Below are 23,467 nucleotides of genomic sequence, written 5' to 3'. Positions count from 1 at the left end.
AATAATTTAAACCAGTTGAGAACCTAATATGAGCACCAATAAGCCGAAGACAATAGAGCCAGTACGTATTAAGCGGACTGATGAAATCGTCAATGCAATAAAAGAAACTATCATGGCCGATAACCTCATACCCGGTGACCGTTTGCCACAAGAAAAAGAACTGATTGAACATTATAACGCCAGCAAAAGTACGGTGCGAGAAGCACTGAAATCATTAGAAGTTCAAGGATTAATTAAAACGAAAACCGGGCCGGGTGGTGGCGCGTTTATTGATTCCATGACTGAATCCCGAGCAATGAGTTTGTTATCGAACTATTTGTTTACGCGGGATATATCAATCAAAGATATTTATACGCTACGTAAATTACTCGAACCAGTGGTTGCCGTTAGTGCGATTGACAACATTGATAATGAGGGTATTCAAAAGCTGTACGATACCATCGCCATTTATGACCATGAACCCGTAGATGAAAACGAACGCTGGCAACAGCGGATGGCCGAACTGGATTTTCATGCCGTGGTTGCCAGCTATTCCGACAACGTTTTATTAGTGTTTATTTGCCATTTTTTACAGCGTTTACTCAAAGATTTAGCGGTTTGTAAGGATATTTATTTAAAACCTGAGCCTGTCGATAGACGCCAAGGCATTGAATACCAATATCAATTAATCGAAGCATTACGCCGTAAAGATGCCGCAAAAGTCCAATCGGTGATGGAAGCTCATATGGCTTACGCAGAACAAGCCATGTTAGCGCTGCAAGCCACATTGCAAGAACGTTTTTTAAGTGAAGATAGGTAATATAATGATAGATAAAGTATATCTGACCTCTGTATTAAAAACATTGTTATGTACGCCTAGCCCGGTTGGTATGACGGAGCAAGCCGTGGCGCAAACTCACCAATGGTTGACTGAGTTGGGGTTCACACCGAAATACACACGCCGTGGGGTGTTATATATCACGCTTGGCTCTGAAGAGCCTAAACGTGCATTAGCCGCCCACCTTGATACGTTAGGGGCGATGGTGACACAACTCAAACCGAATGGGCGTTTGGCTCTGCGTAATACAGGTACATGGGCAGCGCGTTTTGCGGAAGGTGCAAGGGTGACGGTATTTAGTGACAATCACCAATATCGCGGCACGATTTTGCCATTAAAAGCCTCTGGGCATCGCTTTAATACTGAAGTTGATACCCAAATAGCCGATTGGGATAATTTAGAAATTCGCCTTGATGCCCCCTGTTATAACTTCGCTGATTTGCAATCCCATGGCTTAAATGTCGGTGATATTGTTGCGGTTGATGCGCAACCCGAATTCATTGACAACGGTTTTATTGTTTCTCGTCATTTAGATGACAAAGCTGGCTGCGCGGTGATGTTAGCTGCATTAAAATCACTGGTGGATGATGGCATTGTGCCAGCGGTGCCTTGCCAGATGATGTTCACGATTTCAGAAGAGGTCGGTATTGGCGGAACACACGGTTTTGGTCCGCAGGTTCAAGAATTATTAGCGATTGATAACTCTGTTTCTGCCCCAGACCAAACCACACGGGATGACGCACTCACTTTAGCTTTTCGTGACAGAACCGGGCCGTTTGATTTAGCCATTACACGGCATTTATTGCAGCTATGTCAGCAGTATGATATTCCTCACGTCCGCGATACGTTTAAACATTATCGTTCGGATAGTGCCGCCGCGATTGATGCAGGGTGGGATATTCGTGCGGCTTTAGCCTGTTTTGCTCTAGACAGTTCCCACGGCTGGGAAAGAACGCATCTTGACTCATTAGTCGCGCTTGCGACGTTAGTAAGACGCTATATTGAAAGTGATTTAGTGCCATTACCGGGGCAATCATTATAAAGCGAATAATGTGCGGTTGATGGTAAAAAGCCCTCTTCTCATTAAGTGACCCCTAATAATTGGTTGCCCAGCTATTGGGGGATTTCACTCATGTCAGTTTTTTGATTTTTTTATTAATTTCACTGTTAAATCAATGTGATATTTACGTCATAAATACATGGTACGACAATCTTGTATTTACAATGTAATGACAACGACATTACATTTCTGTATGCTTAGCTGAGTAAGCAATCAATTGGGAGGTCGATATGTCGACTCAAAATGATGTTGCCGTGACTCGCTCATCTCTTAACCTGAGAATAAAACCGGAAGACAAAATCCTGATCGACCGTGCTGCGAATGCTGTGGGAAAAAACCGTACCGAATTTGTTCTGGAAGCAGCGCGGCGTGCAGCTGAAGAAACGCTGGCCGATCTGCGGGTGATTAACGTCAGCGCCGAGGTTTACCAAGAATTTATCAGCCAGCTTGATGCTGCGCCGAGTAGTAATGAGGCATTGAGGAAAACGATGATGTCTAAATCCCCTTGGGAGGAATGACATTGAAGCTAACAGCGCCAGAACCACTAAAAACAGGCCATTTACTGGAAGGGTTTTCCTCTGGTGAAGAGGCATTGGATCTCTGGTTAAAAAACCGGGCAATGAGTTATCAAAACTCAGGGGCCTCGCGCACTTTTGTGACCACTTCGGATAACCAAGTAATGGGTTACTATGCCTTGTCCACCGGGGTTGTGAGCACCAATCAAGCCGTTGGGCGATTTCGCCGCAACATGCCCTCTGACATTCCCGTCATCTTACTCGGCAGGCTAGCTGTAGATACAAGGGCGAAAGGTCTTGGAGTTGGTAGGGGGTTAGTTAAAGATGCCTGTCATCGTGTTATTCAGGCTTCTGGGCTGGTGGGCATTCGAGGGGTTGTGGTTCACGCATTAACGGACAATGCTAAACGGTTCTATGAGCACATTGGTTTCGTCCCTTCACCACTTGACTCTATGATGTTGATGATAACGCTTGCCGATCTACAATTCGCATTGGGTATTCACCCGAACTGACCAAGCTTGGGATCCCGAGTTTTTATCAAAGCCCTCATATCATTGAATGTAAGAGGGCTTTGAACATGTTAATTATTAGTTTAGATTGGCTTGTGATAAATATTTTTGCATTTCATCTGCAGGAACCATACCACCACCCGTTGCCCATACCAGATGTGTTGCGTTAGCTAGTTTCGTTGGTGTGAGTGCTTTTGATTGCAAATAATCGGTGTTTTGCGTGACATGCACGCAGCCAGTCATACCCGCCAAGGCCGACGGTTCTAATTTAATAGACTCTGTCTGGTTGAGTAAGCCTAACAGGTTATACATTTCGCTATCTTCGATGGTGTAATAACCATCAATTAACCGCTCCATTGCGCGTCCTACAAAGCCTGATGCACGACCAACCGCAAGGCCGTCTGCGGCGGTGATATTATCGATACCAATTTCTTGAACAGAGACTCCATCATGCAGGCCAGTATGTACTCCTAGCAGCATACAAGGTGAGTGGGTTGGTTCAGCGAATAAGCAGTGGACGGCATCCCCAAAGGCGAGTTTTAACCCGAAAGCGACACCACCGGGGCCACCCCCGACACCGCAGGGTAAATAGACAAACAGCGGGTGGTCGTTATCTACGGTAACACCTTGGTCTGCAAATTGTTTTTTCAAGCGCAAGCCTGCCACGGCATAACCTAAAAATAAGGTGGTAGAGTTTTCATCATCAATAAAAAAGCAGTTCGGGTCTTTTTCGGCTTCTTTACGGCCTTGTTCGACGGCAATGCTGTAATCTTGCTCGTATTCCACCACATTCACGCCATGTGAACGCAATTTATCTTTTTTCCACTGTCTGGCATCAGCGGACATATGCACACTGACACTAAAACCGAGTTTAGCGCTCATAATGCCGATAGACATGCCCAGGTTGCCGGTTGAGCCTACCGCGATGCGGTATTGGCTAAAGAATTGACGAAATTGTTCAGAAAATAAAATTTCGTAATTATCGTCTGTTGATAAAATACCGGCTGCTAAGGCGAGTTTTTCCGCATGGGTGAGGACTTCATAGATGCCGCCCCGAGCTTTGATTGACCCTGAAATTGGCAGGTGGCTATCTTTTTTAAGTAATATTTTCCCAGTAATTGGCGTTTGGTAGCGAGCTGCAAGAGCGGCTTGCATCTGTGGAATAGTGACCACTTCGGATTCTATGATCCCTTGTGTGGCTTGGGTTTCAGGAAAGGCTTTCATCAAATAAGGCGCAAAGCGGTTTAATCGCGCTTCTGCGTCTTGCACATCTTCAATGGTTAGCCCGACATAAGGCAAACCCGCTTGTGTTGTCGTGACATTTGGGTTGAACCACGCAATTGGCTTTAAATCGATTAAGTCCTGAACTAAAGGGTAGTCAGCAATTAACTTATCAACATTTATCTGAGTCATAATTACTCTCTTTTAAATCACAAATGAAAGTGCAAAAGTCCCTGCCAGCGCGACGAAAGACGCAATCAACGTGGCGACACTATAAAAACGGAATGTTTCGGCTAAAGTGGCATTACAGTACTGTTTAACTAACCAGAACAACGAGTCAGTGACGATAGTGCAGCCAATTGCGCCGGAGCCAATGGCTAATGTCATGATTTCTGGGCTAATGTGTGGGTACATTGGCATTAATGGAGCCACAATCGCGGTTGCGCCCATCATCGCAACGGTGGCAGAACCGACAGCGGCATGAAGAATAATGGCGACTAGCCAGGCCAGCAAGATGGGGTGCATATCAATGCCCGATAACACCATCGCTAAGGAGTCGCTCAGTCCACTGCCTTTTAAGATGCCGTTAAATGCCCCTCCTGCCCCGATAATCAATAAGATATTAGCAATTGAGCTAAAACTCTCTTCGGTTTTGCTGAGTAATACGCTCATACCCATATTACGTCGAATACCTAACATGTAATAAGCGACAAAAGCAGCAATAAACATAGCGGTTATTGGGTTACCAATAAACTGTAATAAGGTAAATAACTGGCTGTCTTTGCTCATGTTCAAGTCAGCGGCTGTCTTGATTAACATGAGAGCAATTGGCAGTAACACCGTGAATAGTGTGGCACCTAAAGAAGGTAAGTCTTTTTCTTCACGTACTTCAAGGTCAGAGAAGGCTTCCGGCACAGTTTTAAATGGTAAGCGGTCACCTAAGAATTTGAGGAACAGTGGCCCACCGACTAATGAGGCGACTAAGCCTACCGCTAACCCTGCGACAATCACCGTACCAATGTCAGCCCCCAATTCATTTGTGACAAATAGGGCAGCAGGGTGTGGCGGTACGATGCAATGGACGGCCATCAGAGCGGTGCATAATGGGATAGCCAGTTTTAATAACGAGGTATTGGTTCTTTTGGCAATGGAAAATGCGAGTGGGATCAGTAACACCACACCAACCTCAACAAACAGCGTAATACCGCAGATTAACCCAATTAGCACCATGGTAACGTCAGGCGTCAACCAGCGGCTTTTTTGTAAAGTGACCCCGATGCGTTCAGCGGCACCTGAAATTTCCATCATTTTGCCGAGTATGGTACCCAACCCAATAATGGCTGCTAAAAAACCAAGCGTACCGCCAATGCCATTTTCGATGGCGCTGACCATCTCTAATGGGTTCATTTGCATGGAGATACCGACAAAGAAGCTGGCGAGTAAAAGTGCTAAAAAGGGATGAAACTTAAATTTAATAATTGAAACGATGATTAGTAAAATACTGATAACTAAAGTACCAATCATCCACATTGTAGAGTCCATATCCTACCCCTGATCATCTTGTTGTTGTTCTTCTATTGGATAATAAATATTCAAAGGTGACAAACGATGAAACATATGGTTTAGATGAGCTAAATTAACTCAAGGGTGTGATATTAGTCATATAAAATGGAGATTAGTGCATTTGAGTCACCCTAATTCATCTTAAAATGGGTATTGTAGAGATCATTGGGGGTCATTGTTTTTATCGGAGGCGTTGTGTCAGCACATTTCAATCAATTTGAGCAATCTGGATTTATTCAGTGGAATAAACGGTTATCAAGTTATCAGCTATCGCGTCTACATACCTTTGAAGCGGCGGCACGGCACTGCTCTTTTGCATTGGCGGCACAGGAACTGGCGTTAACGCCTAGTGCAGTTAGCCACCGAATTAACACGTTAGAAGGGGAATTGGGGTTTAAATTATTTGAACGTTTTCATCGGCGCATTGAATTGACGGTTGATGGTGAGCGGATTTACTGGGCTCTACGCAAAAATTTGGATGATATTAACCAAGAAATCATTGATATCAAGAACCAAGAAATCTCGGGTGAACTTACGGTATATTCGCGACCATCCATCGCTCAGTGCTGGTTAATTCCCAAAATTGCGGATTTTGCTCATCAATACCCCTCGATTCAATTGAATCTATTAACAGGGAACGATGACGTTAATTTTCGAGGTTATGGTATTGATGTTGCTATTTATTATGATGATATCACTCGGCCAAACTTATATTGTGAAGATTTAATGTCAGAATCAATTGTCCCAGTTTGTAGCCCACAATATGCAGAACAGCATGATTTACTTAATAATATGCACCAATTGAAAAATTGTACTTTATTGCATGATAGGCAAGCATGGAGTAGTAACTCTGACTATGATGAATGGAAGGCGTGGAGTGAGTATTACCAATTAACGTTGTTTCCTCATCGCCGAAACTTATGTTTTGATCGTTCTGATCTAGCGATTGTTGCCGCCATGAACCATGCAGGTGTAGCCATGGGGCGTAAACAATTGGTTGAAAAACGTCTTAAGCGGCAAGAGCTAGTAATGCCATTTGGCGATATTTCGCTGAAGTGTGAACAACGCCACTATTTTGCGATGCTTAATGATAAACGTAATCCGAAGGCAGATATTTTTATTCAATGGTTAAAACAGCAAGTTAACGCAATATCACAAGTAAAATGACGCTTACTCGAGTAAGATAACCACTTGGTGATGTTTTTAGAGAATGGAAAAACCGCAAGCTATGGCCCCGAAAACGCAAAAAGTTGCCACGATCAAAGATGTCGCTGCCAAAGCTCAGGCAGGGAAAACCAGTATCTCACGTTATTTGAATGGTGAATTCCATTTGCTTTCAGATAATTTGCGTCAACGTATTGAAAGTGCCATCCGTGAATTAAACTATCGCCCCAACCAAATGGCACGTAGCTTGAAACATGGGCGGACAGGCTTGATTGGCTTGATTATTGCCGATATCGGTAACCCATTCTCTGTTGAAGTCCTAAAAGGGGTGGAAGCCGAGTCAATCAAACAAGGTTTTATGACAGTGGTTTGCAATGCCAATAATAGCATTGAGCGTGAATGCCAATTTATTCAGCTACTAAAAGGTTACCGCGTGGATGGGCTTATTATAAATTCAGCGGGTGTTAATGAGCAATTCATTGATGTGTTGAAAGAAACCACGCTTCCTTTTGTCTTATTAGATAGAAAAATCGATAACTTTCCCAGTGATATGGTTGGGTTAGATAACCCTGCTTCTGCGCAAATGGCCTTTAATCATCTGATTGAACAAGGGTTCGAAGCGATTTGCTTCGTGACTGAGCCGATTGTGTATAACAGCGCACGTCAGGAGCGTTTACAGACATTCCAAGCGTTATCGCAGAGCCATCAACATATTCAAAGCGAATTTCATGAAGTGACCTTGCCTGACCCGGCAAAATTAGAAGCCATCGTTGCTGATTTTTGTACGGCACATCGTGGTATGCGCAAAGTGATTGTCGCCGCCAATGGCGTGCTGACCTTGCAGTTGGCATATGTCATGAATAAGCAAGGGCTACGTTGGGGGACAGATATTGGTTTTTTAAGTTTCGATAACCTCGAATGGGCTGCATTAGCTGGGCAAGGGGTGACTTCGGTGTCACAACCGACAGCGGAAATGGGGCACAAGGCGGTGGAGTGCTTGCTAGAAAAACTGGAAGACCCAGATAAACCCCCAGTGCAATACTTATTTAATGGGGAACTACTGATCCGTAAATCAACGACATTGTAGTTTTTAACGGCTCTTAAAATTTGGTTACCATTTACCAATTTAGCTTAAGGTTTATTACATGTATACTGGTGTGTAGACTAAATTATAACCATTTTGAGAGCATAGGGAACATATGAAAAAGATAGGGATATTATTGCTAGCTAGCCTTGTTTTAGCGGGTTGTAGCACCAGAAGTCAGGTCAAAGAGTATACCTGCCAAGTAGACCAAAGTTATAATCACATCACATTAGAACGTAACGGCAAATTTACCTTTCCAACAGGGGCAAGTAAGGTACAAGTCTTTTTCAATAATGGTCAGGTCAATATTGTTGATTTTGTTGGCTATGAGTATATGAGTTATCCGCTAGTGAAAAGTACAGAGCAGCGACGTGTTGAGAAAATAAAAGACTTTAACATCGTGATAAATAAAGGTGATTATTATTCTGATGTTAATGGCATGTTGGAAATTTACTCACCAACTCAAAAAACAGTGGGGTTATATTATTTAGCGCCATCGACCAGTAAACTGAATTCTATCCAATTTCTGACGGAGTGTGAACGAAGCAGTGTTGCTCGCCCGGGACGCGCTCATGAGCATTGATGGGTAAATAGGCAAAGAACCCTAACAAATTAGGGTTCTTTAGGTTCTGAGTTATTTTGCTATTTCAGGGTTAACACAGTTTTGGCTTAGGTCACCCTTTAAAGCCGCTATTAGGTTATCAACGGCACATTCGACCATAGCATAACGGGTTTCATGGGTGGCGGAACCGATATGCGGCAGAGCAACCACATTTGGCAGCGTGAGTAGCTTAGAGTTGCTTGGAAGCGGCTCCACCTCAAACACATCTAAACCCGCTCCACGAATTATGCCCATTTCTAATGCATCGGTCAGCGCGGCCTCATCAATAATTCGACCTCTTGAACCGTTGATCAAAAACGCACTGGGTTTCATTTTTTCCAACTCATTTTTGCCGATCAATTTTTCGGTTGAAGGTAATAATGGCAGCACGACACAGACAAAATCAGATTCCGCGAGTAATGAATCGAGGTCACAACGACGTGCCTTAAGTTGGGTTTCTGCATCGGAGTGGATATGGTTATTGTAATAGAGAACTGGCATTCCGAAGCCTAAGTGAGCACGTTTAGCGACAGCATAGCCAATACGCCCCATTCCGAGTATACCAATCGTTTTACCATGCACATTGCTGCCGTATGCATTTTCACCAATACTTTGGGTCCATTGGCCGTTTTTGACCATCTCAGCCATTTCGATAATGCGGCGCGCACTGCAAAGCACTAATGTAAAAATGGTATCCGCGGTGGTTTCGGTTAATACATTGGGGGTATGCATCAATGCAATCTTTCTGGCATTCATGGCGTCAATATCAAATTGGTCGACACCAACCGAAATGGTCGACGCGGCTTTCAAATTTGGTGCATTGGCAATGTCATCTGCTGTGATAGGGTAACTAGCACCAATAATGCCGTCAGCACTCGTCAAAGCTTGTTTAAAGCAAGCGAGATTCTCAGGGGTAATGCTATCAAATGCAGTGACATTAAAGTGCTGCTGTAGCCGCTCAAGTTGATCTGCGGGAATGGATTTATATAAAACAATATTCTTTTTCATGGTGTCCCTTTTAAGCATGCTCTGTGATGACGGCATCACTCTTTTGCTCTTGGTTTGGTTTAACAATCAGGGTAAAGAAAACCGAAGCTAACAATGCGATCCCCATAAACATATACGAGGCACTTGGGCTACCTGTCGCCCCATTTAAGTAACCCACAAACCATGAACCAAAGAATGAACCTAATGCGCCCATACTATTGATTAATGCCATTGCACCACCAGCAACGTTCTTTGGCAACATTTCAGGAATGATAGCGAAGAAGGGCCCGTATGGGGCGTACATTGCAGCACCTGCAATCACTAATAAGGTATAAGAGAACCAGAAATTCGTGCTACCGAGTAAGTATGAACCGAGGAAACACACCGCACCGAGCAAAAGCATTGGCCAGACAAATAATTTGCGGTTATGCATTCGGTCAGATGCCCATGAAACTAAGATCATAGCCATCGTTGCTGCAAGGTATGGGACTGCGGAAAGCCAACCTGTTTCTACCATCCCGAGGTTGGATGCGCCACGAATAATGGATGGCAACCACAGCACAAAGCCATACACCCCAATGCTCCAACAGAAATATTGAGCGCAGAGTAAAATCACATTACGAGACTTGAAGGCTTCACGGTAATTACGAACAGGTTTGATGTTTTTCTGTTCGTCACTCAGGATCTTATCTAATGTCTCTTTTTCTGATTGGCTTAACCAATTGACTTGGTTTGGCTTATCTCGTGCTGTTCTCCACCAGAAAAAGGCCCATAAAATCGCAGGCACTCCTTCAATGATAAACATTTCACGCCAACCGAAGGCTTGAATGAGATAACCAGATAGCACGGACATCCACAGTACCGTAACGGGGTTGCCTAGAATTAAAAAAGTATTGGCGCGAGAGCGCTCTGATTGGGTAAACCAGTTACTGATATAGATAAGCATCGCAGGCATGACCGCGGCTTCGACGACCCCTAGGCTAAAACGAATAATCACTAGCATTGGGATATTGCTCACCATGCCAGTTAAACTAGCGAATAAGCCCCATAGGAAGATACAAGCAAAAATGAGTTTACGGACACTGCGCTTTTCTGCATAAATAGCCCCCGGTATTTGGAAAAAGAAATAGCCAAGGAAAAATAATGAGCCGAGTAGGGACGACATCCCTTTGGTAATCCCTAAGTCCGCGTTGATCCCTGCGGCAGCGGCAAAACTGTAGTTGGCTCTGTCTAAGTAGGCAAGGCTATAGGTGATAAACACGATTGGCATGATGCGCCACCAACGTGACGCTGCTGGAGTATTCATTGTCATAATCGATTTCCTTTTAACATACCGCTTTAGTGGTGGCTGCAGACAGTAATGCCATTTCATACTGCAGTTGTGCCTGAGTTGGTAAACCTTCACTGTCGCCAATAACTTGAATGGCTCTTGCTCCAACAAAATTACCTCTTGCAACAGCTTGTGGTAATGTCAAACCTTCAAGTAAGGCGCTAATAACGCCAACGGCGAAACCATCACCAGCTCCGACGGTATCAATGACGTGTTTCACATGAACGGCAGGTGCTATGCCCTGTTGGTTATTTGCCGTTTTATAATATGCTCCGTGTTCCCCGGTTTTAATCACAACCACTTCGACACCTTGAGCGAGATAAAAATCAGCAATAGACTCGGGTTGGTCGAAGCCCGTCAGGATTTTGCCTTCTTTTAAGCCGGGTAAGACCCAATTAGCTTGGAACGCGAGTTGGTTGAGCTGTTCGACCATTTCCTGTTCACTTTTCCATAGGGATGGGCGCAAATTGGGGTCAAATGACAGTGTTTTACCTACATTTCGCATCCATTTTGCTGCATACAGTGAAAGTTGATAGCTGGTGGGCGAAAGTGCGGCTGCCACGCCACTTAAATGTAAATGACGGGCAGACAGAAAATACGCTTCATTAAAGTCAGTGAGATCTAAATGGCTGGCTGCTGATCCTTTACGGAAATACTCCACGATGGGATCGGTTCCATTTTCGGCTTTAGATTTAAGTTGGAAGCCCGTTGGGTAACGAGAGTCCACTGTAACGCATTGAGTATCCAGTTGTTCTTTATCCAAAGTGGCTTGAATGAAACGCCCAAAGGAGTCATCGCCAAGTCGGCTTATCCAGCCACTTCTTAACCCTAGGCGAGACAGGCCGATGGCGACATTCAGCTCAGCACCGGCTGCGCGACGGACGAAACTTTCAACTTCGTGCAACTCCCCTGTTTGTGTTGCCACAAACATCATCATGGCTTCACCAAGAGTGATGACATCTAATTGATTTCTCATGATGTTAAATCTCCTTCAACAGAGAAACATAGTATTCAGTGACTGCGCGTAAATCGTGGTCTTCGAGTGGAAACTCGATACCACAAGGAACGTCATTCGGTAGCGCGTTTAGCACTTCTTTCCATGTGCCATCGCTGTCATCAAGTGCTACTGCAACGCATTTATTGCCACGTAATTGGCAGGCTTTAACGTGAATGTAAGCGACTTGGGGGGCAAAAATATGTGCGGCTTTTAACGGATCTTCTTGATGCCAATACCAATTCGCCATATCAAATGCCATTTTTATAGGTAGATTTTGGTGTTTTACATCAGCAAAAAAACGTTCAAGAGGCGCAATGTGACCGCCAACCTCGGTTTGGTCATTCTCGATCACTAACTGTGTGGTGTATTGATTGAGAAGGTTAATGACTTCGGATAAATCATAATTTTCTGGTAATTCACCGAGTGATAGTTTTAAAAAGCGAGCATTAAGTTGTTTGGCATCTTCAAAATAGCCTTGCAGTTTAGTGATTGCGATAGAGGTATGCTGTTGGAATAGCGTGTCTGGCACGGAATAAACCGCAGTGAGCTGTCTTGATTGCAGTCCTTTGGCAATATCAAAAAAATTATCGCTTGGTAGCAATAGTTCTTGACGGATCTCAGCACCATCCGCGTGGCTGCTTTGAATAATATCGAATAAAGCTTGTTGGCCCCCTAATTGTTTTACGGTTTGTGCACCGTAGGCGGCAGTAACAATGATAATGTCTTTGCTCATGACTTTCCTCTGTCTGATTAAAGGGTATTTAGCCCATTTGTCATTGCGAATGACTTATTATGGAACCGGTTCCATTGTGCTTTCTAGTGATGAAAGAGCAAAATCAGAGCTATATCACTAACCAAATGGCGATAAATGTTTAATTAACGATCACTGTCACAACTTTTGATGTAATGGGTGTAATAAAAAGTTCAGATAGGTTTTTCACAGAGTATGTGATTTTGTCAAAGCATCATTTTTGATAGTTTTGCTCAGGGGACGTTTTGGGCTTTAACGGGCTAAAAGAAAGGGCGCTAATTCATTTCTTACTGCAATCAAGAACGATAATTTATTAGTCTAGAAAAAGTAAGGCAGAACTGAGTTATAAGTTCTGCCTTTATTATTTTTATTCAATAAGTTATTGGCTCAATGCATCGGCAACTGCTTTAAAACGAGCAAATTTGTCACGTAGCTGTTGATGGCTAATTGCATTCGGTTGATAAGTGGTGATTTTTGGGGTACTTGCCGCAATAGCGACATCAAAACCTGAATAATAACCTGTTCCGACTGCGGCACAAAGTGCAGCGGCTTGGCAACCTGATTGCTGCACGTTGACGACATCTAACGGCAAGTTACTGGCATCACAGAACATTTGCATCCACAGTGGTGATTGTGTTGGGCCACCCGTGAAACGAATAGATTCGGTTGTATTATCAAGGCCAACAATACGGTCTTGATGCAACAAATGTGAGAATACAATCCCTTGATAGATAGCATAAACAATATCAGCATCTGTATGGTGTGAGCTCAAACCGAGTAGGCCACCGTGCAAATTACTGTGGTAGTTAGAACCGTACAGCCAAGGGAAAAACAGAATATCATTTTGCCGTGTTGCCCCTTCAGCCACGCAGTGATTCAGTACGTCATAATCTTGCAAACGCTGATTGAAGAAGTGCCGAGTAAACCATGCGAGGTTACTGGCTGAGGTCGGGCTGCCTTCATGGACAAAATAGGTGCCTGGGATGCAGTATTTACTCCAAACGTATGGGTAATCAGAAGGCACAATTTCATCAAAGACACGCGTTGAAATAGTCCAAGTGCCTGCTACCGCACTGAGTTTATCTTTTTGGCTCACCCCAGATGCTAACGCTGCGCCGACTACATCAAAGAAGCCACCAAATACAGGGGTTCCTTCCACCAGTCCAGATTCTGCGGCAGCTTTGTGGGTTACGGTACCCGCTAATTGGGCCGAGTTAATCACGGGAGCTAGTTTGTCATTTGCCTCATCAATACCAAACAGTTGGCATAGTTTAGGGTCATAACTCGACTGGATTTGGTTAAATAATTGGCTGCCAGAAATATTGGTTTCTTCGCAGGCAATTTGGTCGGTTAAGCGATAGCGAATATAGTCATGAACCATCAAAACATGCTGAGTATCGCGATAATTATCAGGCTCGTGTTGTTTTAGCCAACGCAGTAGTGCCACGGGATGAGAAGCCCATAATTGCTGCAAACTCAATGGGTAAGCTTTATCCGCAGTACCGTTTTGGTGCCATTCATCAACAATGGATTGAGCGCGTGAATCAGATGACACAATCCCATTTCTAACTGGCTTTCCTTGGCTATTGAGCAAATAAAGCCCTTTACCGTGGGAAGAGAAACTGACACCGGAAATTTGGGCGGCACTGAGCTGGCTATTTTGAATCGCTTTGCGGATCACGCTGCAAGTCGCTTCCCATAACATTTCCATGTTGCGTTCACTAAAACCCGCCTGTGGACTTTCAGTGGGAAAAGAGTGCTCAGCAACCGTAATTTCTTGGCCTTCTGCGGTATAGATACCCGCTTTGATGACGGTACCACCAAGGTCAACACCCATAAAAAATGCATTCATTATCGGCTCCTTTAGGCGTTATACCAGCCAGCTTGTTGCATTTTGTCTTCCATCCAATGACGGGCTTTGATAATTTCAATCAGTGGCTCATCGGCTTTTTCTGTCCACATTTCAATCAGGAAGGAACCGCGGTAATTTAAACGTTTTAATAATTTGAATAAATTAACAAAATCTACGCAGCCTTCACCGAAAGGGACATCACGAAATTGGCCTTTACAGGTTTCAGTCACCGCATATGTATCTTTTAAGTGAATGGCTGCGACGTGTTCAATTCCTTGGGTGAATTCTTTTTCGACATCATTACCCCATGCCGTTAAGTTACCGACATCAGGATACACCTTGAACCAAGGTGAGCGAATTTTATCGGAAAGTGTTTGCCATTTGCTAATGGAATTCATAAATGGCGTATCCATGATTTCCACTGCGCACATCACTTGAGAAGCGGCCGCAATTTCGCTGACCCACTGCATGCCTTTTTCGAAATTGGCAATCGTCTCGGCATCTTGCTCTTCATAGTAAACGTCATATCCTGCGAGCTGAATAGTGCGAATGCCTAAGTCTTGAGCGAGCTTAATGGCTTTTTCCATTAAGGAGTAGGCCATCATACGAGTGGCTTCATCATGGCTACCAAAAGGAAAGCGGCGGTGACCAGATAAACACATACTTGGAATGCGAATACCTGTTTCTTGTATCGCTTTCACAACTTCCAGACGCTCTGCGGTGCTCCAGTCTAATCGAGCCAGACGTTCGTCAGTTTCATCTACTGACATTTCCACAAAATCATAACCCGCAGATTTTGCGATGACTAATTTTTCTAACCAACTGCTGTTTTTCGGTAATGCTTTTTCATAAATACCAATTGGATGCTTACGCATGGTTTTCCCCTTGAAAAATTAACTTTGTGTCGATGCTTTATTAAGGCGTTGGTTACGGTTCATCGCACGTTTAGCACTCCATTTTTCTTTGAAGAACTTGAATGCTAATGCCAAGATGAGCGTGATCCCCCAAACTGCGAGGTTAAAGTGCAGGCTTACACCTAGCAGACTTAAACCTGTCGCAATGACCTGTAAAACCAATAAGGCACAGAACACTCGGCTAACCTTACCAACTCCCCCAAATGGGTTAGTTCCACCTAATACGATGGCAAGAATGGTGAGCAGTAAATAGGAATCCCCGTAGCCCATACGTGCAGAGTTAAAGCGAGCCATCATGATGAGCCCAGCTAATACACATAACAGGCTAGAAATGGTGTATATCGCAATCATGACACGGTCGGTACGAATACCGCTGAACCACGTTGCATTGATATTACTGCCACTCATATAGATATTTTTACCTAAGCGCGTACAGCCTAGAAACAGCGCTAAGAGAATTGCGGTAACAATGAAGATAATCATCGCAATTGGCACCCCAAGCACAGTATCGGAACCAATGGCACGAACAATGGGTGGCATGCCACTCAGTGCGGCTCCTTTGGTGAGGTAAACACCAATGCCGCTGATAATCGTCATTGTACCGAGGGTCACTAAGATCGGGTGGGCCCCGATATGGGAAATCATCAGCCCTGTTAAGCTACCGATAATGACCGCAATCACGGTTGCGCCGATTAATGCGAAGACCAACCACATTAGCTGTGTGCCAGTACTGGCATCCACTGGGAGGTAATTGATAAACACCCAAGCCATAAAGAGCCCCGTTAAGTTAGCAGTGCTAATAATGGCAAGGTTTAACCCGCCACTTAACATAGGAACAAACATGGCAAAGGTGAGTAAGCCCAACTCAGGTAACTGAAACGTGATGCTTAAAAAGGTATTTTGGGTAAAAAAGTGCCCTGGCATGGCGATACTAAACGCAGCGATAGCCAAAACAAAGATTGAAAGCAGTCCGATAACAGAGCCATCAATTTTAAAAAAAAGATTTTTTTTCATGGTGATATTCCTGTTAAACAAAACCTACGTCCGTCTCTTTACGTTTTTTGTAGTGGGTAATACAAATCGCAATGAGAATAACCAGCCCGATGACGATATTGACGAAGTAGTTTGAAACACCAATCAGGTTAAGGCCGTTTTTCAAGATACCAATCAGGAAAACGCCCATGAGTGTGCCTATCACTGAGCCTCGCCCACCGGATAAACTGGCGCCACCCAGTACAGCCGCGGCAAGCACATCTAGCTCTCCGCCCACAAGGGCACTCGGTACCACTTCACTCATTCGGTAGGTTTGCAACATACCGCCAATCGCTGCCATCGCGCCAAGGTAGCCGTAAGCAAATAGGTAAATCACTGAAACACGGATACCAATACGAGACGCAGATTCTTGGCTGCCACCAACGGCATATAGCTGACGGCCGATGTGCGTTTTATTCATTAAAATCCACGTTAAGAAGGCAATGCCAAGCATCACAATTAACGGCAAGCCAACTTGGTAATATTCACCATCCACTTCAAAAGGCAGGATAGTCAGAGGGTCTACCCACCAATCAGGTAAGTCATAAATACTGTGTCCGTTGGTTAGCCACATCAGCATTCCGAACAGCAGTGATTGCATACTGATGGTGATGATAATTGACACAACATTCAGCGAATAAATTAAGATAGCGTTGATTAAGCCAAAAGCGATACCGATGATAATCGCCAATGTGATACTGACGGCAGGGCTTGCAATAAAACCTTGCAATAGCCAAGTGGCGATCACGTATTGCACTACGGAAGCCACTGCGGCAAACGAAATATCAATGCCCCCAGTGACGAGAACCACAAATAAACCTAAGGCGAAAATACCTGTAACGGCGTAGCTTTCACTGAGGTCGAGTAAATTTTGAATAGTTAGAAATTGCGGGCTCATCAATGTGAAGAACACCACCATGATAAGAATGACCCAAGTCAGCCAGCCTTCGACAGATTGTGGTCGTAATTTTTGCCAGTTAGCCATTGATGATTTCCTCCAATTGTTGCTCATTGATGGAATCTGTCTCAATTTCTTTGACGATAGAGCCTTGTTTCATATGTAAAATTCGGTCGCAATTGTAATACGCTTCGGAGGCTTCATCGGTAATTAATAGAATAGAGATACCGACACCTGACAAACGGTGAATGAGTTTGTAAATACTGTCTTTTGCGCCAATATCGACGCCAACGGTCGGTGAGTCTAAAATGAGTACTTTAGGACGTGTTAAAATCCATTTAGCAAGTACCACTTTTTGTTGGTTACCGCCTGAAAGTGTTGAAAGGGCATTATTGGGGTCAGTGACTTTAATATCTAAGTCGGCTATCCACTCTTGCACAATTTCTTGGCACTGTTTTTCATCAATTAAATGTAAAGGCGTTTTGAGGCGATCGAGAATCGAAATCACCATATTGTCTGCGATGGATTGCTGTAAAATTGCCCCTAAAGTCAGGCGGTCTTCGGAGACATAACCAATGCCGCGCTTAATGGCGTCGGTGTTGTTTTTTAACTTAACAGGTTTGCCTTCGATGAGTAATTCACCACTATCTGGGTGGGTAATGCCAAACAACGATAGCGCTAATTCAGTGCGGCCTGAGCCAAGTAAACCACATAAGCCTAATACTTCGCCGCGTTTTAGATTTAAGTTGATATCACGATATTGCCCAGCTCGGCTGAGGTTTTTTAGCTCTAGTACCGTGCGTCGGTCTTCCGCGTTATTAGGTGGCTTACGTTCATGGACAATATCTAAGCCAGTCATTAACTCAGTAATTTTGCGGGTAGTTAAGCCTTCAGCAGGCCATGTGCCAATTTTTTGACCATCGCGGATCACGGTGATGCGGTCAGAGATCTCTTTGACTTCTTCTAGTCGATGACTCACAAAAACAACGGTAATTCCCTTATCTTTTAGGTAATTAACCGTTGAGAGTAGTTGGTTGACTTCTGTACGGGTCAATGAAGCCGTTGGTTCATCCATAATCACCAGACGTGCATCGGCGACTAGGGCGCGGCAGATAGCAACCTGTTGACGTTGAGCAATGGGTAAAAATTGCACAGGTGTGTCTGGGTCAATGGTGAAAGCCAGTTCATTGAGGATTTCTAAGGCTTTCTCGCGCAGTTGTTTTTTGCGAAACCAGCCAAAATAGCCTTTGAGGTTTAGCTCAAAGGCGATATTTTCAGCAACGGTTAAATTTGGAAATAGTGACAAATCTTGGTAGATAACTTGTACGCCTAATTCACGCGCTTTATCGGGCGTCAATCGGTGATAACTTTTCCCATCAATTTCAATTTTACTACCGTCATCAGGGGCATAGACACCACTGATAGTTTTAATTAATGTGCTTTTCCCACACCCATTGGTGCCCGCTAAACAGTGCACTTCACCTTTGTTGAGCGTCAAATCGATATTGCGTAATGCACGGTGACCACCGAAGCTTTTGGAAAGGTCGCGCAAGGTAATGAGTGGATCGGATTTATCAGCTTTTGAGGTGTTTGTCATAAGTACAATTCCTACTGCAAATAAATTGGTGTTGGCTTGTTCGTGATGAGCGCGAGCCGCTACGCTAGTGCAGGCGGCTCGAACTCAAAGAACATAAAATTTAATATATTGATAAATATTGTATTTTTGTTTTAAACATTATTTTGATAATGTGAAATTACAGACCGACTTCAACCAATTTTTTCGTATTTTCAATATTCAAATTAACAGGGTTATCACTTAAAATCGTGTTACCACTGACTTTGATTTCACCCATATCACCAATAGACACGCCATCTTTAATTTCTTCACCATTCATCATGGCTGTTGCGACTTGTACAAATACTTGTCCTGCGACTTTTGGATTAGAAATATAGCCGCCATCAATTGCACCTTTTTCCAGTAACTTGATGCCTTGACCTGGTGTGAACGTCCCGAATACACAGGTTTCGTCATTTTTACGGCGTTTATCAATGGCTCGTCCTGCACCGATAGGGCCTTGTGAACCAAATGACATGATGCCTTTTAAGTCTTTATGCTTAGATAACAAGTCATTAGCTGTACGCATTGAGTCATCAACGGATTCGGCAACACCAAAGCGGTCATCGACCATTTGCATTTTCGGGTAGTTCGCTTTTTGGTAAGCAATTGCCGCGTCGGCCCATTCATTCACTAATGGTACTGTCAGGCTTCCCACAAACATGGCGTATTTGCCTTCTTCACCCATACAGGCCGCCATATCTCTCATATGGTTAGCACCCATGCTTTGGGTATCAAGTAATTCAAAGTCCCAATCTGCATTTTTTTGATTTGGTGATTCGTGGGTAATAACTTTAATTCCAGCGTCTTGGGCGCGTTTTAATACAGGCTCAAGCACTTTAGCGTCGTTAGGGACAACGCCAATGACATCCACTTTTTTCGCGATTAAATCTTCGATAGCACGAACTTGTTCCGCTGGGTCAGCCGTTGTTGGGCCAACTTGGAAGGCATTTACACCGAGTTTTTTGCCTTCTTCAGTAATACCTTGTTCCATAACATTAAACCAAGGAATACCACCGACTTTAACGACGACACCCATGGTAAAGGGCTTTTGTGCTTTTTGTGATTCTGCCATCGCGACATTTGAAAATAGTGCAACGCTCATTAAACAAGGTAAAACTAGCTTCTTCATGTTCATAGTTGTATTCCTTAGTGTAGATGGATACTAAATCAAGAAACTCTATTATTTAGAAATAATGAATTTCTCATATTTAGGTATGCCTATAATTAAGTGCAAAGGAATTATGAGTAAATAACATCCCTGCACTTATTTAATACAGAAAATAAAATAGAACTTATTTTTTTACTTACATCACAGTTACATGATTTTTATTTTTATAAACTATTTATCGCACTCGATAATTCTAAGGTTAGAGAATTGTTTTTGAAAATCATTATCATTTAGTTTGTTTGTGATTAATACGTCGATATCATCAAATGTACAAACCTGACTAAATGCATATTTTCCTAATTTACTATTATCCGCGAGCAAAACTTTATTTTCAGAAACCTGTAACATAATATTTTTTAATTTTGAGTTTATTTCACTGCCATCACGAATACCATTTTCGATATTAAATCCTTGGCATGAAAGAAATAAGGTTTTTATCTGAAAGCTACGAATAATACTTTCTGCAATTGGGCCATGAAAATCATCATGACGTTCTGAATATTCCCCACCAATACCAATGACGCGTACTCGGTCACGGCAGGCCAACGCTTGGATTATCTTGACCGAGTTTGTCACTACCGTAATGTCGATATCAGGTATTTGCCGCGCGAGAAACCAGCAAGTACTGCTGTTATCTAACATAATACAGTCACCAGGCTGAATTAATTTTAGTGCAGCCTTCGAAATCTTCATCTTGGCATCAGGGTGCTCTTCGGTTCTTTTGCGAAAAGACTCTGCACCATCAACCATTTGACTGAGTTTGACCGAAGAAGGCATCACATTCACCATCGGCATTTCTTCTTGGTCGATGGCAACTGCTCCCCCAAAACTACGGATGATCCTATTTTCACGTTCAAGAGCCGTTAAATCACGACGGATAGTTTCTTGAGAAACGAGACATAATTGAGCTAAATCACGCACTAGCGCCGAGCCATTCTGCGAAACATGAGAACAAATTAATTTATGGCGTTCGGCTTGTAACATATTTAACTCCTATTCTTTCCACGATATTTATTCTGCCCGTATTGCTTTTTTTTTGTCGTGATTGGATTCAAGTTATCTCTTTTTGAAAAAAACAAAGCCGATTAAAGTGATTGCGATCGGTATTTTGTGAATTTAAATCCACTTAGTTACACAATAACTAGACTTGCATCACTATATTTGCGGTATCTTTTTACTTTTATGGTATTAAACAAAAAGTATTGGGCTAATTCGGTCAATTAACCACATCCTATTTATGTGTTTTCTTGACTGTCTATGCCCGAATGCGTCCGAGTTGGTCTGTTTTGTTGCGAGTTTGTAAAGTGAGGTGCTTTTTAAATGGCCTAAATCTGTTTACCTTAATAGGTAGATATAGGTTATCAACACACAGAAAACATCATGATAATAAATTTTTGTTGTTGATATTAAAGCATATTTTATAAAGCTAGGGAGTTGTTATGTTAGAAAAATTGAAACAACAAGTCTTTGAAGCAAACCTTGCCTTACCCAAACATAACCTAGTGACCTTTACTTGGGGGAATGTGAGTGGTATTGACCGCGAAGCAGGGTTAATGGTGATAAAACCTTCTGGCGTTGACTATGAAACCATGAAAGCAGAAGACATGGTGGTGGTCTCGTTGGAAAGCGGAAAAGTGGTAGAAGGGAAATATCGGCCTTCTTCGGATACCGACACGCATTTGGCGCTGTACCAAGCATTCCCTGAAATTGGCGGTATTGTCCATACTCACTCTCGCCATGCGACTATTTGGGCTCAAGCAGGCCTGCCATTGAGTGCCTTAGGGACAACCCATGCCGATTATTTCTATGGTGAAATCCCTTGTACCCGTAAAATGACAGCAAGTGAAATTGAAGGCGATTATGAAAGAGAAACGGGTCATGTGATTATTGAAACCTTCAAGGAAAAAGGCCTGTCAGCAAAAGATATTCCAGCCGTATTAGTGAATAGCCATGGGCCATTTGCTTGGGGAACAAGCCCCGATAATGCAGTGCATAACGCCGTAGTGTTAGAAGAAATTGCCTATATGAATTTATTTACCCGTCAATTAAGTTCACAAATAGGTTCCATGCAACAAGTATTATTAGATAAACACTATTTACGTAAGCACGGTAAAAATGCGTATTACGGGCAAAAATAAAGCGGTTAAAAAATTAATTAAATAGAATTGGCAAACGAGAGCAACTATTGATTTTATGATCAATAACGGATTCCTTCGTTTATAAAATAGCCACAATGAATATGCTATGTGGCTATTTTACTGTTTTTTAAATACAGCCATCACTCAGGTTTATTTAGTTAAACCTGTGGTTGTTTTTTGATTAATTAAATGTTTTTAAACTAAGTATATTTCTCTAAGCTGATTAATATCATTATCTGTGAATTTAAGTTCATCTTTAATATACCTTTCAACAGAGCCAGATATTTCTTCCATTGTATTAAAGACTTCTAAAATAAATGATTCTTGAGTATCAATTAGAGAAAGTAAATAATCCAGTACATTTTGGTCTTGGGTTATTTTGCGATATCCCGCCATTTTAATTTCGTTACGTTCAAGGCGATTAAAATGAGTAAGCATATAGTCGTCAACGATGGCTTTTTTTGGAACACCTAGCATAGCAAGTACAAGTAGTGCACCATAACCCGTTCGGTCTTTTCCTCCTCGGCAATGCTGAATATTTGGGGCATTGTGGCTATCGAGTAAAACTTCGATCATTTGTTTGAAGGCAGCTTTTGACTTATCACTTACTACAAATTGGCGATATTGCTCCAATATTTGCAACCCATCGCCGTTAATCATCTCTTTAGGAATATGTTGGATAACACTTTCGATTAATGCTTTGTCTTCATTATCCGGTGATGCGGCAAATTGTGCTGCTAATTCAGCTGTTTGAGCCGTAGCATCGAGATGATACGTTTTCTTTTCACCAACATAGCAATTAGGAGATTTGTTAATTTCATTTTGAGTACGGTAATCGATGATACTGTTTATCCCTAAATGGGAGATGTAATTTACTGCTTGTTCACTAAGATTAAACAGATGGTTAGAACGATATAGCATTCCCCATTTCACCTGTTTTCCGTCTGTTGTGGTATAACCTCCAAAGTCACGGAAGTTATTTAACCCCTCAATAGGCAATGTTCTTTCAGCGAATAATTTACATCCATTGGCATTTTGTAAAATAAAATAGATACGCTGTTTCGCCTTTAATGGGTCTTGAACTGTAATTGTATTCTCTATTTTATCCGTAATGAAATTCTCAGGACAAACCTGAGTATCAGGTTTGTCCGTCCAATATAATGCCAGAGGGGAGGATGGAACTTCACTAAATTTTATTTCGAGTGTTGATTCACTCACTCTATTGATTTCGATTTCCATATATTTCCC

At 42.9% G+C, this 23,467-nt stretch carries 22 protein-coding genes; 8 read left to right on the top strand and 14 right to left on the bottom strand.

What is annotated here, in order from left to right; genetic code table 11:
- Positions 1 to 28: 28 nt before the first annotated feature.
- The 4 genes from PSF67_RS02010 (at position 29) to PSF67_RS01995 (ending at position 2,904) form a co-directional block, all read left to right on the top strand.
- Entirely contained in the window at positions 29 to 799 is a 771-nt protein-coding gene (locus PSF67_RS02010) for a FadR/GntR family transcriptional regulator (RefSeq protein ID WP_272676443.1), read from the top strand.
- A 4-nt stretch (positions 800 to 803) separates the two neighbouring features.
- Entirely contained in the window at positions 804 to 1,859 is a 1,056-nt protein-coding gene (locus tag PSF67_RS02005; protein WP_102138081.1) for an osmoprotectant NAGGN system M42 family peptidase, read from the top strand.
- A 248-nt stretch (positions 1,860 to 2,107) separates the two neighbouring features.
- Positions 2,108 to 2,395, top strand: a complete 288-nt coding sequence (locus PSF67_RS02000) for a type II toxin-antitoxin system TacA family antitoxin (protein ID WP_102138080.1) — start codon at positions 2,108 to 2,110, stop codon at positions 2,393 to 2,395.
- A complete protein-coding gene (locus PSF67_RS01995) occupies positions 2,392 to 2,904 on the top strand; it encodes a GNAT family N-acetyltransferase (protein WP_272676442.1) in 513 nt (170 codons plus the stop codon). The genes PSF67_RS02000 and PSF67_RS01995 overlap by 4 nt, the downstream gene beginning before the upstream one ends.
- A gap of 75 nt (positions 2,905 to 2,979) precedes the next feature.
- On the opposite strand, the gene PSF67_RS01990 is transcribed toward PSF67_RS01995, so the two are convergent.
- Positions 2,980 to 4,314: a D-serine ammonia-lyase gene (locus PSF67_RS01990; protein WP_102138078.1), complete on the bottom strand. Its 1,335-nt coding sequence runs from the start codon at positions 4,312 to 4,314 to the stop codon at positions 2,980 to 2,982.
- A 12-nt stretch (positions 4,315 to 4,326) separates the two neighbouring features.
- Positions 4,327 to 5,664, bottom strand: a complete 1,338-nt coding sequence (gene dsdX, locus PSF67_RS01985) for a D-serine transporter DsdX (RefSeq protein WP_102138077.1) — start codon at positions 5,662 to 5,664, stop codon at positions 4,327 to 4,329.
- A 216-nt stretch (positions 5,665 to 5,880) separates the two neighbouring features.
- On the opposite strand from dsdX, the gene dsdC reads away from it, so the two are divergent.
- From dsdC to PSF67_RS01970, 3 genes are all read left to right on the top strand, one after another.
- Positions 5,881 to 6,852, top strand: coding sequence for a DNA-binding transcriptional regulator DsdC (dsdC, locus tag PSF67_RS01980; RefSeq protein ID WP_102138076.1), 972 nt, complete (start codon positions 5,881 to 5,883; stop codon positions 6,850 to 6,852).
- Positions 6,853 to 6,913: 61 nt separating this feature from the next.
- Positions 6,914 to 7,936: a LacI family DNA-binding transcriptional regulator gene (locus PSF67_RS01975; RefSeq protein ID WP_231068752.1), complete on the top strand. Its 1,023-nt coding sequence runs from the start codon at positions 6,914 to 6,916 to the stop codon at positions 7,934 to 7,936.
- Positions 7,937 to 8,048: 112 nt separating this feature from the next.
- Positions 8,049 to 8,516 carry a hypothetical protein gene (locus tag PSF67_RS01970; RefSeq protein ID WP_102138074.1) on the top strand — a complete coding sequence of 156 codons (468 nt, stop codon included), beginning with the start codon at positions 8,049 to 8,051 and terminating at the stop codon, positions 8,514 to 8,516.
- Positions 8,517 to 8,567: 51 nt separating this feature from the next.
- On the opposite strand, the gene PSF67_RS01965 is transcribed toward PSF67_RS01970, so the two are convergent.
- From PSF67_RS01965 to PSF67_RS01915, 11 genes are all read right to left on the bottom strand, one after another.
- The gene (locus PSF67_RS01965) at positions 8,568 to 9,542 is read right to left on the bottom strand and encodes an NAD(P)-dependent oxidoreductase (protein ID WP_166264196.1); all 975 of its coding nucleotides are present in this window, start codon (positions 9,540 to 9,542) and stop codon (positions 8,568 to 8,570) included.
- Between the two features lie 10 nt (positions 9,543 to 9,552).
- Positions 9,553 to 10,833 carry an MFS transporter gene (locus PSF67_RS01960; RefSeq protein ID WP_102138072.1) on the bottom strand — a complete coding sequence of 427 codons (1,281 nt, stop codon included), beginning with the start codon at positions 10,831 to 10,833 and terminating at the stop codon, positions 9,553 to 9,555.
- Positions 10,834 to 10,846: 13 nt separating this feature from the next.
- Positions 10,847 to 11,827: a sugar kinase gene (locus PSF67_RS01955; protein ID WP_272676441.1), complete on the bottom strand. Its 981-nt coding sequence runs from the start codon at positions 11,825 to 11,827 to the stop codon at positions 10,847 to 10,849.
- A 4-nt stretch (positions 11,828 to 11,831) separates the two neighbouring features.
- Positions 11,832 to 12,581, bottom strand: a complete 750-nt coding sequence (locus PSF67_RS01950) for a sugar phosphate isomerase/epimerase family protein (RefSeq protein WP_102138070.1) — start codon at positions 12,579 to 12,581, stop codon at positions 11,832 to 11,834.
- 397 nt (positions 12,582 to 12,978) lie between these two features.
- A complete protein-coding gene (locus PSF67_RS01945; protein ID WP_102138069.1) occupies positions 12,979 to 14,451 on the bottom strand; it encodes an FGGY-family carbohydrate kinase in 1,473 nt (490 codons plus the stop codon).
- 11 nt (positions 14,452 to 14,462) lie between these two features.
- Positions 14,463 to 15,326 (bottom strand): L-ribulose-5-phosphate 3-epimerase, encoded by an 864-nt coding sequence (locus PSF67_RS01940; RefSeq protein ID WP_166264200.1) that lies wholly within the window; start codon positions 15,324 to 15,326, stop codon positions 14,463 to 14,465.
- 18 nt (positions 15,327 to 15,344) lie between these two features.
- Positions 15,345 to 16,379 (bottom strand): ABC transporter permease, encoded by a 1,035-nt coding sequence (locus PSF67_RS01935; RefSeq protein ID WP_166264202.1) that lies wholly within the window; start codon positions 16,377 to 16,379, stop codon positions 15,345 to 15,347.
- A gap of 13 nt (positions 16,380 to 16,392) precedes the next feature.
- A complete protein-coding gene (locus tag PSF67_RS01930) occupies positions 16,393 to 17,382 on the bottom strand; it encodes an ABC transporter permease (protein WP_272676440.1) in 990 nt (329 codons plus the stop codon).
- Positions 17,375 to 18,892 (bottom strand): sugar ABC transporter ATP-binding protein, encoded by a 1,518-nt coding sequence (locus PSF67_RS01925; RefSeq protein ID WP_231068743.1) that lies wholly within the window; start codon positions 18,890 to 18,892, stop codon positions 17,375 to 17,377. Before PSF67_RS01925 ends, PSF67_RS01930 begins: the two co-directional genes overlap by 8 nt.
- 157 nt (positions 18,893 to 19,049) lie before the next feature.
- Complete coding sequence (locus PSF67_RS01920; RefSeq protein ID WP_036958239.1) at positions 19,050 to 20,042, bottom strand: substrate-binding domain-containing protein; 993 nt, start codon at positions 20,040 to 20,042, stop codon at positions 19,050 to 19,052.
- 210 nt (positions 20,043 to 20,252) lie between these two features.
- Complete coding sequence (locus PSF67_RS01915) at positions 20,253 to 21,065, bottom strand: DeoR/GlpR family DNA-binding transcription regulator (RefSeq protein ID WP_272676439.1); 813 nt, start codon at positions 21,063 to 21,065, stop codon at positions 20,253 to 20,255.
- Positions 21,066 to 21,520: 455 nt separating this feature from the next.
- Here PSF67_RS01915 and araD point away from each other — a divergent pair, with 455 nt between their 5' ends.
- Complete coding sequence (gene araD, locus PSF67_RS01910; protein ID WP_102138064.1) at positions 21,521 to 22,219, top strand: L-ribulose-5-phosphate 4-epimerase; 699 nt, start codon at positions 21,521 to 21,523, stop codon at positions 22,217 to 22,219.
- A gap of 195 nt (positions 22,220 to 22,414) precedes the next feature.
- On the opposite strand, the gene PSF67_RS01905 is transcribed toward araD, so the two are convergent.
- On the bottom strand, positions 22,415 to 23,458 hold the full coding sequence (locus tag PSF67_RS01905; RefSeq protein WP_272676438.1) for a tyrosine-protein phosphatase: 1,044 nt from the start codon (positions 23,456 to 23,458) through the stop codon (positions 22,415 to 22,417).
- Positions 23,459 to 23,467: the final 9 nt, after the last annotated feature.

Source organism: Providencia sp. PROV076, from assembly GCF_028483405.1.
Lineage (GTDB): Bacteria > Pseudomonadota > Gammaproteobacteria > Enterobacterales > Enterobacteriaceae > Providencia > Providencia huaxiensis.
The sequence above is the reverse complement of the archived record's forward strand: the minus strand, read 5'-3'. Positions and strand labels throughout refer to the sequence as shown.